This window comes from Bacillus zhangzhouensis (genome assembly GCF_000715205.1).
Taxonomy (GTDB): Bacteria; Bacillota; Bacilli; order Bacillales; family Bacillaceae; genus Bacillus; species Bacillus zhangzhouensis.
Window position 1 is genome coordinate 125281 of sequence record NZ_JOTP01000003.1, and the last position, 13627, is coordinate 138907.

Sequence of the window (13627 nt, forward strand, 5' to 3'; positions counted from 1 at the left end):
GGGGTTTTATTTCTTTTGTTCCAGTTTTAACGGAGCTGCGATATTCTTTTGTACTTTCTTCCCTTTTAATACGTCGTTTGCAGCACCAACTGCCAGTTTACCGATGAGCTCTGGCTGCTGTGCGACCGTTGCTGAGAGCTTTCCTGCTTTGATTGAGTTTAGTGCATCTTCGTTTCCATCAAAGCCAACGACGAGAATGTCTTTCCCGGAGCTTTGGATGGCCTCTAGTGCGCCAAGAGCCATTTCATCATTGTGTGCAAAGACTGCTTGAATGTCAGGGTTTCCTTGAAGCAGGTTTTCCATGACGTTCAGTCCTTTTGTTCGGTCGAAGTCAGCGGCTTGTTTCGCTGTCACATCTAAATCTTTGTCTGCAATTTGATGGAACCCTTTTCCGCGCTCACGTGTGGCAGAAGCTCCTGGCACGCCTTCTAATTCAGCAACCTTCGCTCCTTTGCCAAGCTTGTCGATGATAAAGTCAGCGGCCATTTCGCCGCCTTTGACGTTATCTGAGGCAACAAGCGCTTCTACCTTGCCACTTTCTGCTGAGCGGTCTAACGTGATGACAGGTATATCTGAAGCATTCGCTGATTCGACAGCGGTTGATATAGCAGAAGAATCTGCTGGGTTGATAAGTAATGCGTCAACCCCTTGCTGGATTAAATCTTCGACATCACTCGTTTGTTTGGCTGAATCATTTTGTGCATCTGCAATCACAACTTCAATGCCAAGCTTTTTCGCTTCTTTTGTCACGCCGTTTTTCAGAGAAACGAAGAATGGATTGTTTAAGGTCGAGATTGATAGCCCGATTTTGATGTCTTTTTTCTTGCCATCCTTTGATGACTTGGCCCACTCTGGCGGTTCAAGCGAGCAGGCAGAGAGCATGAACAACGAGAGAGTCAGGATGAGAATGAGATATTTTTTCATAGCAGCTGCCTCCTTAAGCAGATTTCTTTCTGTCTAGTAGGACTGCAATCAGGATTACAATTCCTTTCACAACAGATTGATAGAATGATGATACACCAAGTAAGTTCATACCATTGTTCAAGACACCGATGATGAGCACCCCAATGAGTGTGCCGACAATTCGTCCTCTTCCGCCAGATAGGCTTGTCCCGCCAAGTACAACGGCAGCAATTGCATCAAGCTCATAGGACGTACCAGCTGTTGGCTGAGCAGAGTTTAGACGAGAGGTTAAAATCGCACCGGCTAAAGCAGACATGAAACCTGCTAATGAATAAATCATGATTTTGACACGCGGTACTTTTATTCCTGAGATGAGAGAGGCTTTTTCGTTCCCGCCGATGGCATACGTTCTTCTGCCGAAAGGCGTTTTATGAAGCAGCACCCAAAGTACGATAAAGGTGAGAAGCATTGTGATCGCTGGAACAGGAATGCCTAAGAAATATCCGCGGCCGAATAATTGAAAGGCATAGTTAGAGCCAAGCCCTGTAATCGGATTTCCGTCTGTATAAACAAGCGTCAATCCTCTGAAAATGGTCATCGTTGCAAGAGTGGCAATGAAAGGAGCCATTTTTCCTTTTGTGATTAAAAGACCGTTGATCATCCCAAGGATCGCACCGATGATGCATCCCACGATAATGGCTAGAATCGGGTCCATGCCAGAAACGATAAAGCCTGCGGTCAAAGCACTAGACAGGGCTAGAATCGCACCGACAGACAAATCAATGCCTCCAGTTAAAATAACAAACGTCATCCCAAAGGCAATGAGGGCATTAATGGAGATTTGTCTCAGTAAGTTTAAAATGTTTAATGGCTCTAAAAAGGCCGGGTTTAAAATAGAAACAATGGCAACAAGGATGATGAGTCCTAAGAATGGCCCAAGCTTTTGCATGATGTGGTCAAATCGTCCATTTGAAGTAAGTGGTTTCATGTTACTTCCCTCCTGTAGCTAGTGTCATGATTCGTTCTTGTGTCGCTTCTGTTTTATCTAATTCTCCGCTGATCGTTCCTTCATGAATGACAAGCACTCGATCGCTCATCCCGAGAACCTCCGGGAGCTCAGAGGAGACCATCAAAATCGCAACGCCTCGATCGGTCAGCTCGTTCATTAACTGATAGATTTCTCGTTTTGCCCCGACGTCAACACCTCTTGTCGGTTCATCTAAAATCAAGACCTTCGGCTGAATGCCAATCCATTTAGCGATGACGACTTTTTGCTGATTACCACCAGACAGGCTCCGGGCAGAGATTTCAGAGGAAGCCGTTTTAATTGTCAGTCTTTTGATGAGCAGGTCGACAAAATCTTGTTCATTTTTCTTATCAATCAGTCCCTTTGGAGAGAAGCTGTTTAAGTTTGGCAGACCAATGTTTTCTCGGATAGATGCATCAAGCATCAGTCCTTCATCTTTGCGATCCTCTGTGATAAAGCCGATGCCGAGCTTGACCGCATCACTTGGTTTTTTAATGACAGCCTTTTTCCCGTGTACCCAGATTTCACCTTGGTCAAGAGGATCGAGACCAAACAGTGACCGCATCATTTCGGTTCGGCCAGCGCCCATTAAGCCTGCGACACCGACGATTTCTCCAGCCTGGACTGAGAAATTGATATTTTGAAAGCGTCCTTTTCTCGTCGCTTGTTTTACCTCTAGGACAACATCTCCTTTAGAAGGCGTACGTTTAGGGTAACGATCTGTTAATTCTCGGCCGACCATTTTTTTGACGACTTCATGGAAATTCGTTTCTGGTATAGCTTTCGTATCGACCGTTTTTCCGTCACGCATGATTGTAATCCGATCACAGATCGCAAAGATTTCCTCCATACGGTGAGAAATATAGACGATGGAAACGCCTTCTTTTTTGAGTGATTCCATGACCTGGAATAGCTTTTCAATCTCACGGTCTGTTAGAGCTGCCGTAGGCTCATCCATGATGATGACCTTCGCATCGGTCATTAATGCTTTCGCAATCTCGATCATCTGTTTTTGCCCAACGGAACAGCTGCCTGCATCCTGATCAAGCGAGAGGTTCACAGACAATCGGTCCAGTTGCGTTTGAGCGAGGGCTTTCATTTTTTTTGTGTCTAGGAGACCGAGTTTCGTATAGATTTCTTTACCAATGAATAGATTCTCCAATACGGTCATATCAGGCCATATGTTTAGCTCCTGATGAATAAAGGCGATTCCGTGCTGTTCAGCTTCCTTTGGATTTTTGAAAGCGGTTTCTTTTCCGTCGATTTGAATCGTTCCTTGATCTAATGAATAAAGACCTGTCAGCAGGTTCATCAAAGTTGATTTTCCAGCCCCGTTTTCACCCATGAGCGCGTGGACTTCACCTGTGACGAGGTCAAAGGAGACCCCGGAGAGAACGGTGTTTTTTCCAAAGGCCTTATGGATGTTATGCATCTCAATGTTCATTTCTGGCTCCTCCTTTTAAAAGATGACACCGGCTTGAAGAATGCAGTTTGCATATGGGGTGGCTTCACCCGTTCGAATAACTGCTTTTGCCTGTTTGGTCATGTCTTTGAAAGTCTCGTGATCTACATCATGTAACGGCTGTGAGAACGCTTTCTTCAAAAATAAATGGTCTCGCTCATTGGCTTCTTTGATTTCACTGGCTATAGTGATTTTTTCAACGGCCATTTCCTGAAGAAGGAGAGAGGTGACCTCCTGAAAGGACGGCGTGCCGATCGATAACGCAAGATCGATCTTGACTGGGCCTTCTGGAATAGGTAGACCGCAGTCTGCGATGACGATTGTGTCTGTGTGGCCAAGGTCAGCAAGCACCTTGGCGATATGGCTGTTTAAGATGCCGTTTTTTTTCATTTCTTTCTCTCCAATTCTTCTCTTGTTGGCATGCCGCCTTGTGCGCCGAATTTTGTCACAGAGATAGATGCTGCAAGATTGGCAAAGGCAAGCGCGTCGTATAGGGATTTGCCTTCTATTAGTGCCACAGCCAAAGCGCCGTTAAAGGTATCGCCAGCTCCTGTTGTATCGACTGCTTTTACAGGATAGCCTGGGACTAAAACTTCTCTCGATCCGTCAAAATATCGAACCCCACTTTTTCCCTCTGTGATCAGTAATTTATTAGGGTATTGACGCAAGACGTCTTCAATCGTGAGACCATCAAACATAAGAGCGGCTTCGTGCTCATTCGGTGTAATATAGGCAGCTTGCTCTAAAACTTGCTGTGATACTTTGCGGGCTGGTGCGGGATTTAAGATCACTGGGATCTTTTGTTCGCTACAAATGGCGCAAACTGCTTCGACCGTTTCTTCAGGAATTTCCTGCTGAATGAGGACCATACCAATATCATCAATAGTAGAAAGAGCATTTTTTACATAGTGAGGTGTGACTTCGTTATTTGCTCCTTTCACCACAACAATGCTGTTATCGCCTTCTGCTAAAATGATATGAGCTGTCCCGCTTTCCATTTCGGTAACCGGTTTCATATATGTGGTACGGACACTTTGTGCTTGTAAATTGCTTACGATCTCTTGACCATAAGCGTCATCACCGACTCGGCCGACCATGTATACATCTGCACCGAGTCTTGCACTTGCTACTGCTTGATTTGCTCCTTTTCCGCCTGGGACGGTTTTAAAAGATTCGCCTAAGACAGTTTCTCCGGCATTTGGCCGCTTATCTGATGTGACGACTAAATCCATCGAACAGCTTCCTACTACGACAATATGACTCATTGTGAATCCACCTTTCTCGTGGTCTCTCGTTCAATAAAAGAGACGGGCATTTGAATAACTGATTGATCTATTGGTTGCTTTTGAATGGATTTGATTAACAGCTTCGCTGCTTCTTTCCCCATATCATAGGCAGGCTGCCTGATCGTTGATAAGGAGGGGAAGAGCAGTTCGCTTTGCGGAATATCATCAAATCCAATGATTTGGACTTCATCTGGAATGGCTTTTCCGATCCGAAGCGCTTCGTGTATGACCGCTGTTGCGACAATATCATTGCTGGCAATAATGCCGTCTGTCTCAGGGTACAGCTGGAAAAGAGCTTTGGCGCTTTTTCTGGCTTCTTGAAAGGAAAAAGAAGCGTTAGACATCACATGAAAGTCGACACCTTTTTCAGTGAGGACATCAAGTGCACTTTTGAATCGCTGCCGAGCTGTTTGAAGATGGGCAGGTCCTTTTAGCAGTGTAATCTGCCGGCTGCCGCGCTTGATCAATTCCATTGCGGCCATTTTCCCGCCAGTTGCAGCATCTGCAAACACAGAAGGTGCATTTGGCACTGTTCGATCTAAGAACACAACGGGTAAATCATCATTGTACATATCCGATTCAGGTTCGTTGGTGACAGCAATGACACCGACCACTTGATTTTGCTTAAAAGTTTGTAAGTAAGCCAGTTCCTTTTCACGGTCTTCATCACTGTTTCCGAATAATAACCGAAAACCATGGGCATGAATCTCATCCTCAACGCCTCTAGCCAGCTGAGGGAAGAATGGATTTGTGATATCAGGTAAGATTAAACCGATTAATCGGGATTCTCTGTTAAAAAGGGATCTCGCCACTTCATTGGGAAAGTAGTTCAACTCCTGCATCGCTTGTGTCACACGGGTTTTCGTATCTGTATGGACATATCCAGTATCGTTGAGCACGCGTGAAACAGTAGCAACAGACACTTGTGCGGCTTTTGCAACATCTTTAATTGTAGCCAATGGAGTGCCTCCCTTCGTGAATGTGTAACCGTTTACACAAATAGATTATCACGAAAGCTTAGAAATGACAATCTTAAAAAAATAAAAAAAGAAAGAAGACCAGATTGTTGACAAAGGGGTAAAATGATCTTTATTTTAGCCCTTTGTCTTCTTTTCAGCGTGATAGAAAACCTTTGTAGTCTAGGAAGGACGAGTACCGGAGCGGAGCGAATTTGAGATTCGTGAGCACCGGAGAGCAGGACTGACACCGAATGCGAGGGTTCGGTCCAGTTGCGTTTGAGCGAGGGCTTTCATTTTTTTTGTGTCTAGGAGACCGAGTTTCGTATAGATTTCTTTACCAATGAATAGATTCTCCAATACGGTCATATCAGGCCATATGTTTATTTCCTGATGCATAAAGGCGATTAAGTGCTGTCAAGATTAATTTGGCTTTTTGTTAGCAGTACTTACACCGAAAACGAGGGTTTGTCTACACGCTGAGAAGACTTCTCCCTTTTCTTAACTAATAATGCCTGTTTGTGTAATATTCACTTTGATTTTTGGAATGATTTTTACCTTTGGATAATCGGTTACCCAGTTCATTTTCATATACTCATCATAATGTCTTACCCGATATTTTCTGCCGAGGCTTAGGACATCTGAGTTTGCTTCTTGCAGGGAGGCGACAATTTTTTCTGCTTCTTTTGTCAAAATGGCTGAAAGCTTTTTGTTTAGCATTTCGATTTTTTTATCTGTATCTAGATTATCTTTCGGATACTCAAGCACAGAGGTGGTGAATTCATAATCGAGAGAGAATGTTAAGTTTCGATGATCAGGATTTACAATCTTGATGTCCCGCTTTGAATCTGTGACTTGAATGGTGATGTAATTGTTCTCCTTTGATTTCATGTCACTTCTCACTTTTTTCGTGAAGTTGGCATACCTGCCCATTTTCCCGTCCATGACGGTGAGAAGAATGGCATCTTGGCCAAGTAGCTCACCTTTCTTTCTCTCGTTATCAAATAGGGCAACACCTTTCACACTGATTATTTTCTTCGATTGATCGAAATGGATTAATGGCAGGGTGAAATCCTCGCCGGTTTGGAGCATTTTAGACCGGACACTTTGAATGTTTTTAGGTGCTACTTGAGAGGAGAGTGAAGCAGTTGTGATCAGGTTGTTTAAATAATCGCTCACAATGAGCTTTTCCTTCAGTAGCTCGTTGATTAATTCCACACAACTTCCCCCTTGTACCACTGCAAGGTTTGCGAGTAACGGACTTTTGGGATCACGATAAAACATATCTAAGTAGGGAAGAAGGCGATTTTGAGCAAATTCATCACCGATCAGCATGACCCGCATTTTCGATATGTCGATTTTTTGGTCTACAATCCGGCTAAAGTTGGTTCTTGCTTTTCTTAAAGTAGGTGCTTCAGTTGTGAGAACTGTGGTTAAATAGCTGCCTGTATTTCCTTGCTCCACGCTTTGAGACTGCTGCACTTTTCGATAGGTGATCGAATATTTCGCATTGTCATCTTCTCCTTGGTCCACAGCAGAGGTTAAAACAAGAGAGATATTTTTTAATAAGTTTTGATCCCAGCAGCCAGGCATAAATATGAGGGAAACACACATAAGCAGAGTCAGTCTATATTTATGACGCATGTGATTTCACCTTCCCTTTGCGATGTTTGATAAAGATGATAATGGCCATCAAGATCGGGAGTGTGTAAATAAATGAATATTGTGCAATAGTGGTAAAGTCATTAAAGCGCTGAATTCTAAAGTTATCAGTTGCGAGAAAACAGCTAGCGCCATAGATCAAAATGGCAAAATAATAGACATATTTTTTGTGCTTTTTTTTCTTGAGAATACTGGCTACACCATTTGCACAGAAGTAAAGGTAATTGCTGAGTGTGGCAAGAATGATAAACACCCAGAAACTAAGGAAAATTAAGTCTGTCCGCTCAATGACACCAAATGAAATGGTTTTTAATAAATAAAGGACAGGATTTGGAATTACCTTGAGCTCAATTGGGCTAAAAAACATAAAACAAATTAATGTAATAAATAGGTAGTAAAGTGTTGTACATATATTTGAAATGGTCATTACTTTATACCGCTCCTTGATGGTGCCTTTCATAAATGGAGAGATGATGAGAATCATCTCAAATCCATTCATGGATAGAACAACGTCCTTCAATCCAAGCTGAAATTGAGAGATATCTGTTTGAAAAAAAGGCATGAGGTAGTCGATATTGGTTCCTTTCAACGAATAGAACATCAATAGAGACAACATGAGCAAAAAGGGAGTCAAAATAAAGTTAAATCTGACAATGGCATTCACTTGCTCTTTTGCAATGTAAATGATGCATATGATCATTAATAGATTAATGACCCAGTTTGGCGTAAGCGGCAGCACCCAAATGCCAAGAATTCTTGTGAAAATGGATAGAACGACAATGCAAACTGAGGCAAAGTATATCGTATAAAGCGCCACTAAAGTCCGACCAACCCATTTTCCGAATACGTCAATTAATGCTTGGAAAAAGGAGGTATCAGGATACTTGTGGATAATGTAAAGAAAAATGGTGTTGATGATTTGGATAAAAAAACAGGCTAAGATGATCGCCATCCAGCCATCGTGGCCCATGTCTTTCATCAGCAAATGGGGCAGAGCTAAAATACCGACACCAATTTGAGATTGGATGATAAAAAAGACAGCTTGAGGTGGAGATATTTTATTGTTCATTTTTCTTTTTCCACCCTCTCAAATTTTCTATTTGTTTTTTCTTTTGCGGATTTAAATAAACAGGGCGCATTTTGTACATCCACATCGGTAATCGAATCACAGTGTCTTTTAAGTCTTGCCAGTTAAATGGGGCAACTGGTGACAAGTAAGGCACGCCTAGTGATTCCAAGCGGCATAAATTCATGAGGACGAGGGCTAATCCGAATGAAATGCCAATAAAACCAAACATCGATGCCATGAACATGAGCGGGAAACGAATCATTCGAATGGTTGACGTCATTTCAAAGGATGGGAGTACGAAGGAAGCAACGGCTGTCACTGCGACCACAATGACAAGGACATTTGAAATGAGTCCGGCTTTTACAACGGCATCTCCAATGACCAAACCGCCTACGATACCAATCGTTTGACCAATTGGTTTTGGCAGACGCACCCCGGCCTCGCGTATGAGTTCAATGGTGATCTCCATTAGCATCGCTTCTATCAAAGGAGGAAAGGGGATACCGATTATTGAATTTTTCATCGTAATGGCTAATTCATCTGGGACGACCTCATAATGAAAGCCAATGACTGCGATATAAAAAGATGGCAAAATGACTGCGATGATACAGGCAAGATAGCGGAGAACACGGATAAACGTAGCCGGAATCCAGCGACTATTATAATCATCAGGTGATTGAAAGAAGCTAAAGAAGGTGACAGGAAGAATGATGGCCATCGGGCTACCATCCATCAGCACCACAATTCTCCCTTCAAGAATTGCAGATCTCACTTTGTCAGGGCGCTCTGTATCAATGAGCTGTGGGAAAATAGAAAATGAATCATCCTCAATCGCCTCAACAATAGAGCCAGGACTTATCAGTGTGTCTACTTTAATAGAAGAAATCCGTTTGTTTACCTCTTCTACCTTTTCTTGATTAGCGATATCAGAAATATAAACAATCGCAAGCTTTGTTTCCGATTTTGTACCGATCTTATGATACTGGACGGCGAGTTTTCGATCATTTAAGTGGGAACGAAGTAAATAGATATTGGTATCGAGACTTTCAACAAATCCATCATGTGCACCAGCAATAATACTTTCAGAAGAAGGTTCAGAAATAGATCGAAGCGGCGGCTGTCCGACAGTAAATAATTTGATCTGCGAGGAATTTTCATCAAGAAAGGCAATGCTTCCTGCAATAATACTGTCAGTAATCAACGTCAAGTCGCCTGTTTCGAGTGTGCTAAGAGATTTTGTATAATCCTGCTTTCCAGGAGGACCTAACAAGTTGCCGATAATGAAATCGTTCAGTTTGCCTTCATCAATTCTCGTTTTAATAAAGAACAGCACAGATTTCGTTTCATTCACCATTAACTCTCGGTATTCAAAATCGTCGCTTTGCTGAAATGTTTTTTTCAGAATCCGAATTTTCTCCTCAAAGCTGCCTGATAAAAAGTGCAAGCGTGTTTGTTCATTGGTGTTTGGCATCTTTAGCCTCCTCTCACATTATTTTTTAACCATAGTGTAAGCGGAGAAGCTGATTTTATTCGTCATCTTTGGGGAATGCATGACATGAGCCGACAGCTTTCAACTAAAATCATATTAAAAATGTTAAGAAATGATGAACCTTGATAAAAACAAATGAATATTGTTTCATTGTTTAGGTCATAAGGAGTGAATATCGTAAAGAGAAGGTATAACGAAATGATCAAATTTTTACATCTTATCCCAATTTTTCGTGACCTATAAATAAGCATATGACTTGATTTTTTGAGAGGTGACCTTTGTCATAGGTCAACACGTAGCGTTCTGACCGTTGAGGATGACTTTCTAACCTGTTCATTCAAAAATATAAAACATTCTAAAACACGCACTATTCATTTAAAGCGCTGATATGACTGATTTTTTAGAGATAAAAGGGTTTTAAAACATTGATTCTAAATACATCTTTATAATTGTCGAAAAATTTAGGGAGAAAAGGACAAAAGATTTTTCGATGATTGATGGTAACGCTTTCTCTTGAATGAAGCAGAAATTCAGTCTGAATTTTGTCAGTCTTTTGGCCTTTTCATTTGAGGGAGAGATAGGCAATTACACCTTAGGATTAGAGAAATTTGGCATACGCGGAAGTGAAAGATTATGTTACATAATACCGATTGTGATTTTATGCTGAACAGATATACTGTTGATTGAATTTACATATCACACTCATAAAAAAAGGAGATGTAGATAATCGATGTGGTTAATCGTTATAGCCTGCGTCATCATGTTAGGGATTGGCTTTATTGAAAAGAAGCGTCATCAGAAAAATATCGATGCCCTGCCGGTGCGTGTCAATATTAATGGTATTCGCGGAAAGTCCACCGTTACAAGATTGACAACCGGTATCTTAATGGAGGCAGGTTATAAAACTGTCGGCAAAACAACGGGAACGGATGCAAGAATGATTTATTGGGATACGCCAGAAGAGAAACCGATTAAAAGGAAACCGCAAGGACCGAATATCGGAGAGCAGAAGGAAGTTATGAGAGAAACAGTTGAAAGAGGAGCAAATGCCATCGTCAGTGAATGTATGGCGGTAAATCCAGATTACCAAATTATCTTTCAGGAAGAGCTACTTCAAGCGAATATTGGCGTGATCGTAAACGTTCTTGAAGATCATATGGATGTAATGGGGCCAACTCTTGACGAAATAGCAGAAGCCTTTACAGCCACAATTCCTTACAATGGACACTTGGTTATTACGGATAGTGAATATACAGATTTCTTTAAAGAGATTGCGAAAAAACGCAACACGGAAGTGATTGTTGCAGATAATTCCAAGATTACCGATGAGTATTTACGGAAATTTGAGTACATGGTTTTCCCAGATAATGCTTCGCTTGCACTTGGTGTCGCTCAAGCATTAGGGATTGATGAAGATACGGCATTCAAAGGAATGTTAAATGCGCCGCCTGATCCAGGAGCGATGAGAATTCTTCCATTAATGGACGCGAAAACACCTGGACATTTTGTAAATGGATTTGCGGCAAATGACGCATCATCTACATTGAACATTTGGAAGCGTGTAAAAGAAATTGGCTATCCAACAGATGAACCAATTATTATTATGAACTGCCGTGCGGATCGTGTAGATAGAACGATCCAGTTTGCGGAGGATGTACTTCCTTATATTGAAGCTAGTGATCTTGTTTTAATTGGTGAAACGACTGAACCAATTGTGAAGGCATATGAGGAAGGGAAAATTCCGGCTGACCACTTACACAACCTTGAATATCAATCTACAGAACAAATTATGAATATGCTTGAGAAAAAGCTTCATAATCGAGTGGTTTATGGAGTCGGCAATATCCATGGCGCCGCTGAACCTTTAATCGAAAAAATTCAAGAATACAAAATTAAGCAGCTTGTCAGCTAGGAGGAAATATAGAAAATGTTCGGATCAGATCTTTATATCTCGTTAATTTTAGGTGTTCTACTTAGTTTAATCTTTGCAGAAAAAACAGGAATCGTACCAGCTGGACTAGTTGTTCCGGGTTATCTTGCGCTCGTATTTAACCAGCCAGTCTTCATTTTAGTCGTCTTATCTGTCAGCTTGCTTACGTATGTCATCGTTCGCTTTGGTTTATCAAAATTTATGATTTTATACGGACGCAGAAAGTTTGCTGCGATGCTGATTACAGGGATTGCCTTAAAGCTCGTATTTGATTTCTTCTATCCAGTGGTCCCGTTTGAAATAGCAGAATTTCGCGGAATCGGGATCATTGTACCTGGATTAATTGCAAATACGATTCAAAAGCAAGGTCTTACGATTACCCTTGGAAGCACATTACTTCTAAGTGGTGCAACATTTGCCATCATGTATGTTTACTATCTATTTTAAGATAAGGTGTGTCCAATCATGAATAAAAAATTGAGCTTTCAGGAAAAGCTGCTGAAAATCACAAAGAATCAAAAGAAAAAGACGAATAAACATGTATTGATTGCTTTACCGATCGTCATTGCTTGTACATTTCTATTTACATTTATCGGGAAAGCACAAGTGCCAACTGTAGAAAAGAAACCAGAAAACATCCTGACCGCTTCGTTTGTTGGTGACATTATGTTTGGAAGAAATGTAGAGAAAGTGACCGATCGCTACGGGAAACAGCATCTCTTTCGCTATGCCAAACCATATTTTGATGTGTCAGATTATGTAACAGGTAACTTTGAGCATCCGATTGCATCAGAAAAGGAACAGGCGGCGCAAAAGAATATTCATTTGAAAACGGATGAAGAGTCTGTCCAAGCGTTGAAGGATTTGAATTTCTCTGTATTAAACTTTGCGAATAACCATGCGGCAGATTTTGGTGAAAAAGGTCTGAACAACACGATTAATGCCTTTGAAAAAGCTGACATGGATTACACAGGGGCAGGGCGTAACCTCAAAGATGCGAAGCAGAACATTTCGTACAAAGAAGTGAACGGTGTCAAAATCGCTACACTTGGTTTTACAGATGTGTATGGGAAAGATTTTAAAGCAACGAATCGCAAAGCAGGTATTCTGCCAGCCGATCCATCTATTTTTATTCCGATGATTTCACAGGCTGCTGAAAAGGCAGATATCGTCGTTGTTCATGCTCACTGGGGACAGGAGTATAACAATGAAGTAAACGATAGACAAAGAGAATTGGCAAGAGCGATGTCGAAGGCTGGTGCTGATATCATCATCGGTGCACACCCGCACGTCCTTGAGCCAATGGAAGTCTACAATGGAACAGCGATCTTCTATAGCCTGGGGAATTTCATTTTTGACCAAGGCTGGTCTAGAACACGTGATTCTGCCCTTGTTCAGTATCATCTGAATGAAGATGGAAAAGCGACATTTGAAGTTGTCCCAATGTATATTAAAGAAGCAACACCTGCTCCAGTAAAGGCAGGATCATTTGAATCAAAATCCATTATTCGTATGCTGACCAATGGCACGAATACAGATTGGAAAGAAAAAGACGGACACATTTTCTTTGAAGTGGATCACGCTAATAAAGTTCAAACATTGAAAGAAAACGGGGGAAAAGATAAAAAATGAAATTATTAAAAGCAAGCTGGCCGTTTGTTGCGTTAATTTTAGTATTTGTCTTTATGTCTGCTTTTAAATTTAGTGATAGCCTCACAGATCATGAGAAGCAAAAGATCTCAGTTGAAATGCAGAAGATCGAGCAGCAGAAGCAGTCGAAAGAGGAAACAAGTAAATAGAGTCATAGTGAAAAGAAGGGCATGCCTTGTGCGTGCTCTTTTTT

13 protein-coding genes and 1 pseudogene are annotated in these 13627 nt (G+C 41.6%); 4 read left to right on the forward strand and 10 right to left on the reverse strand.

All coding sequences use genetic code 11. The features are described 5' to 3' along the window. Nucleotides 1–6: 6 nt before the first annotated feature. From rbsB to BA70_RS03955, 10 genes and pseudogenes are all read right to left on the reverse strand, one after another. Nucleotides 7–924 (reverse strand): ribose ABC transporter substrate-binding protein RbsB, encoded by a 918-nt coding sequence (rbsB, locus tag BA70_RS03915; RefSeq protein ID WP_034318433.1) that lies wholly within the window; start codon nt 922–924, stop codon nt 7–9. Nucleotides 925–937: 13 nt separating this feature from the next. Next, on the reverse strand, nt 938–1891 hold the full coding sequence (gene rbsC, locus BA70_RS03920) for a ribose ABC transporter permease RbsC (RefSeq protein ID WP_034318436.1): 954 nt from the start codon (nt 1889–1891) through the stop codon (nt 938–940). Between the two features lies 1 nt (nt 1892). Then, a complete protein-coding gene (locus BA70_RS03925; RefSeq protein WP_034318439.1) occupies nt 1893–3374 on the reverse strand; it encodes a sugar ABC transporter ATP-binding protein in 1482 nt (493 codons plus the stop codon). A 15-nt stretch (nt 3375–3389) separates the two neighbouring features. After that, nucleotides 3390–3782, reverse strand: coding sequence for a D-ribose pyranase (gene rbsD / locus BA70_RS03930; RefSeq protein ID WP_034318441.1), 393 nt, complete (start codon nt 3780–3782; stop codon nt 3390–3392). Further along, nucleotides 3779–4657, reverse strand: a complete 879-nt coding sequence (rbsK, locus tag BA70_RS03935; protein WP_034318444.1) for a ribokinase — start codon at nt 4655–4657, stop codon at nt 3779–3781. The genes rbsD and rbsK overlap by 4 nt, the downstream gene beginning before the upstream one ends. Then, a complete protein-coding gene (locus BA70_RS03940) occupies nt 4654–5637 on the reverse strand; it encodes a LacI family DNA-binding transcriptional regulator (protein WP_034318446.1) in 984 nt (327 codons plus the stop codon). The genes rbsK and BA70_RS03940 overlap by 4 nt, the downstream gene beginning before the upstream one ends. A gap of 261 nt (nt 5638–5898) precedes the next feature. Beyond that, a pseudogene (locus BA70_RS20490) lies at nt 5899–6051 on the reverse strand (D-xylose ABC transporter ATP-binding protein); the annotation flags it as partial. A gap of 84 nt (nt 6052–6135) precedes the next feature. Further along, nucleotides 6136–7278: a Ger(x)C family spore germination protein gene (locus tag BA70_RS03945; protein ID WP_034318449.1), complete on the reverse strand. Its 1143-nt coding sequence runs from the start codon at nt 7276–7278 to the stop codon at nt 6136–6138. Beyond that, the gene (locus BA70_RS03950; protein WP_034318452.1) at nt 7268–8365 is read right to left on the reverse strand and encodes a GerAB/ArcD/ProY family transporter; all 1098 of its coding nucleotides are present in this window, start codon (nt 8363–8365) and stop codon (nt 7268–7270) included. The genes BA70_RS03945 and BA70_RS03950 overlap by 11 nt, the downstream gene beginning before the upstream one ends. After that, the gene (locus BA70_RS03955; protein ID WP_034318455.1) at nt 8355–9836 is read right to left on the reverse strand and encodes a spore germination protein; all 1482 of its coding nucleotides are present in this window, start codon (nt 9834–9836) and stop codon (nt 8355–8357) included. Before BA70_RS03955 ends, BA70_RS03950 begins: the two co-directional genes overlap by 11 nt. A gap of 748 nt (nt 9837–10584) precedes the next feature. Here BA70_RS03955 and pgsB point away from each other — a divergent pair. Genes pgsB through edmS form a run of 4 tightly spaced genes read left to right on the forward strand, consistent with a single transcriptional unit; the run spans nt 10585 to nt 13583 of the window. Continuing rightward, on the forward strand, nt 10585–11766 hold the full coding sequence (gene pgsB / locus BA70_RS03960; protein WP_034318457.1) for a poly-gamma-glutamate synthase PgsB: 1182 nt from the start codon (nt 10585–10587) through the stop codon (nt 11764–11766). Between the two features lie 15 nt (nt 11767–11781). Further along, a complete protein-coding gene (gene pgsC / locus BA70_RS03965) occupies nt 11782–12231 on the forward strand; it encodes a poly-gamma-glutamate biosynthesis protein PgsC (protein ID WP_012011488.1) in 450 nt (149 codons plus the stop codon). A gap of 18 nt (nt 12232–12249) precedes the next feature. After that, nucleotides 12250–13416: a CapA family protein gene (locus tag BA70_RS03970; protein ID WP_034318460.1), complete on the forward strand. Its 1167-nt coding sequence runs from the start codon at nt 12250–12252 to the stop codon at nt 13414–13416. Beyond that, a complete protein-coding gene (gene edmS / locus BA70_RS20260; protein WP_167331424.1) occupies nt 13413–13583 on the forward strand; it encodes an extrachromosomal elements maintenance protein EdmS in 171 nt (56 codons plus the stop codon). The genes BA70_RS03970 and edmS overlap by 4 nt, the downstream gene beginning before the upstream one ends. Nucleotides 13584–13627: the final 44 nt, after the last annotated feature.

What these genes read in the sequence shown, in the direction of transcription:
- rbsB (WP_034318433.1), bottom strand. Translation starts at nt 924, where the DNA reads ATGAAAAAATATCTCATTCTCATCCTGACTCTCTCGTTGTTCATGCTC.
- rbsC (WP_034318436.1), bottom strand. Translation starts at nt 1,891, where the DNA reads ATGAAACCACTTACTTCAAATGGACGATTTGACCACATCATGCAAAAG.
- BA70_RS03925 (WP_034318439.1), bottom strand. Translation starts at nt 3,374, where the DNA reads ATGAACATTGAGATGCATAACATCCATAAGGCCTTTGGAAAAAACACC.
- rbsD (WP_034318441.1), bottom strand. Translation starts at nt 3,782, where the DNA reads ATGAAAAAAAACGGCATCTTAAACAGCCATATCGCCAAGGTGCTTGCT.
- rbsK (WP_034318444.1), bottom strand. Translation starts at nt 4,657, where the DNA reads ATGAGTCATATTGTCGTAGTAGGAAGCTGTTCGATGGATTTAGTCGTC.
- BA70_RS03945 (WP_034318449.1), bottom strand. Translation starts at nt 7,278, where the DNA reads ATGCGTCATAAATATAGACTGACTCTGCTTATGTGTGTTTCCCTCATA.
- BA70_RS03950 (WP_034318452.1), bottom strand. Translation starts at nt 8,365, where the DNA reads ATGAACAATAAAATATCTCCACCTCAAGCTGTCTTTTTTATCATCCAA.
- BA70_RS03955 (WP_034318455.1), bottom strand. Translation starts at nt 9,836, where the DNA reads ATGCCAAACACCAATGAACAAACACGCTTGCACTTTTTATCAGGCAGC.
- pgsB (WP_034318457.1), top strand. Translation starts at nt 10,585, where the DNA reads ATGTGGTTAATCGTTATAGCCTGCGTCATCATGTTAGGGATTGGCTTT.
- pgsC (WP_012011488.1), top strand. Translation starts at nt 11,782, where the DNA reads ATGTTCGGATCAGATCTTTATATCTCGTTAATTTTAGGTGTTCTACTT.
- BA70_RS03970 (WP_034318460.1), top strand. Translation starts at nt 12,250, where the DNA reads ATGAATAAAAAATTGAGCTTTCAGGAAAAGCTGCTGAAAATCACAAAG.
- edmS (WP_167331424.1), top strand. Translation starts at nt 13,413, where the DNA reads ATGAAATTATTAAAAGCAAGCTGGCCGTTTGTTGCGTTAATTTTAGTA.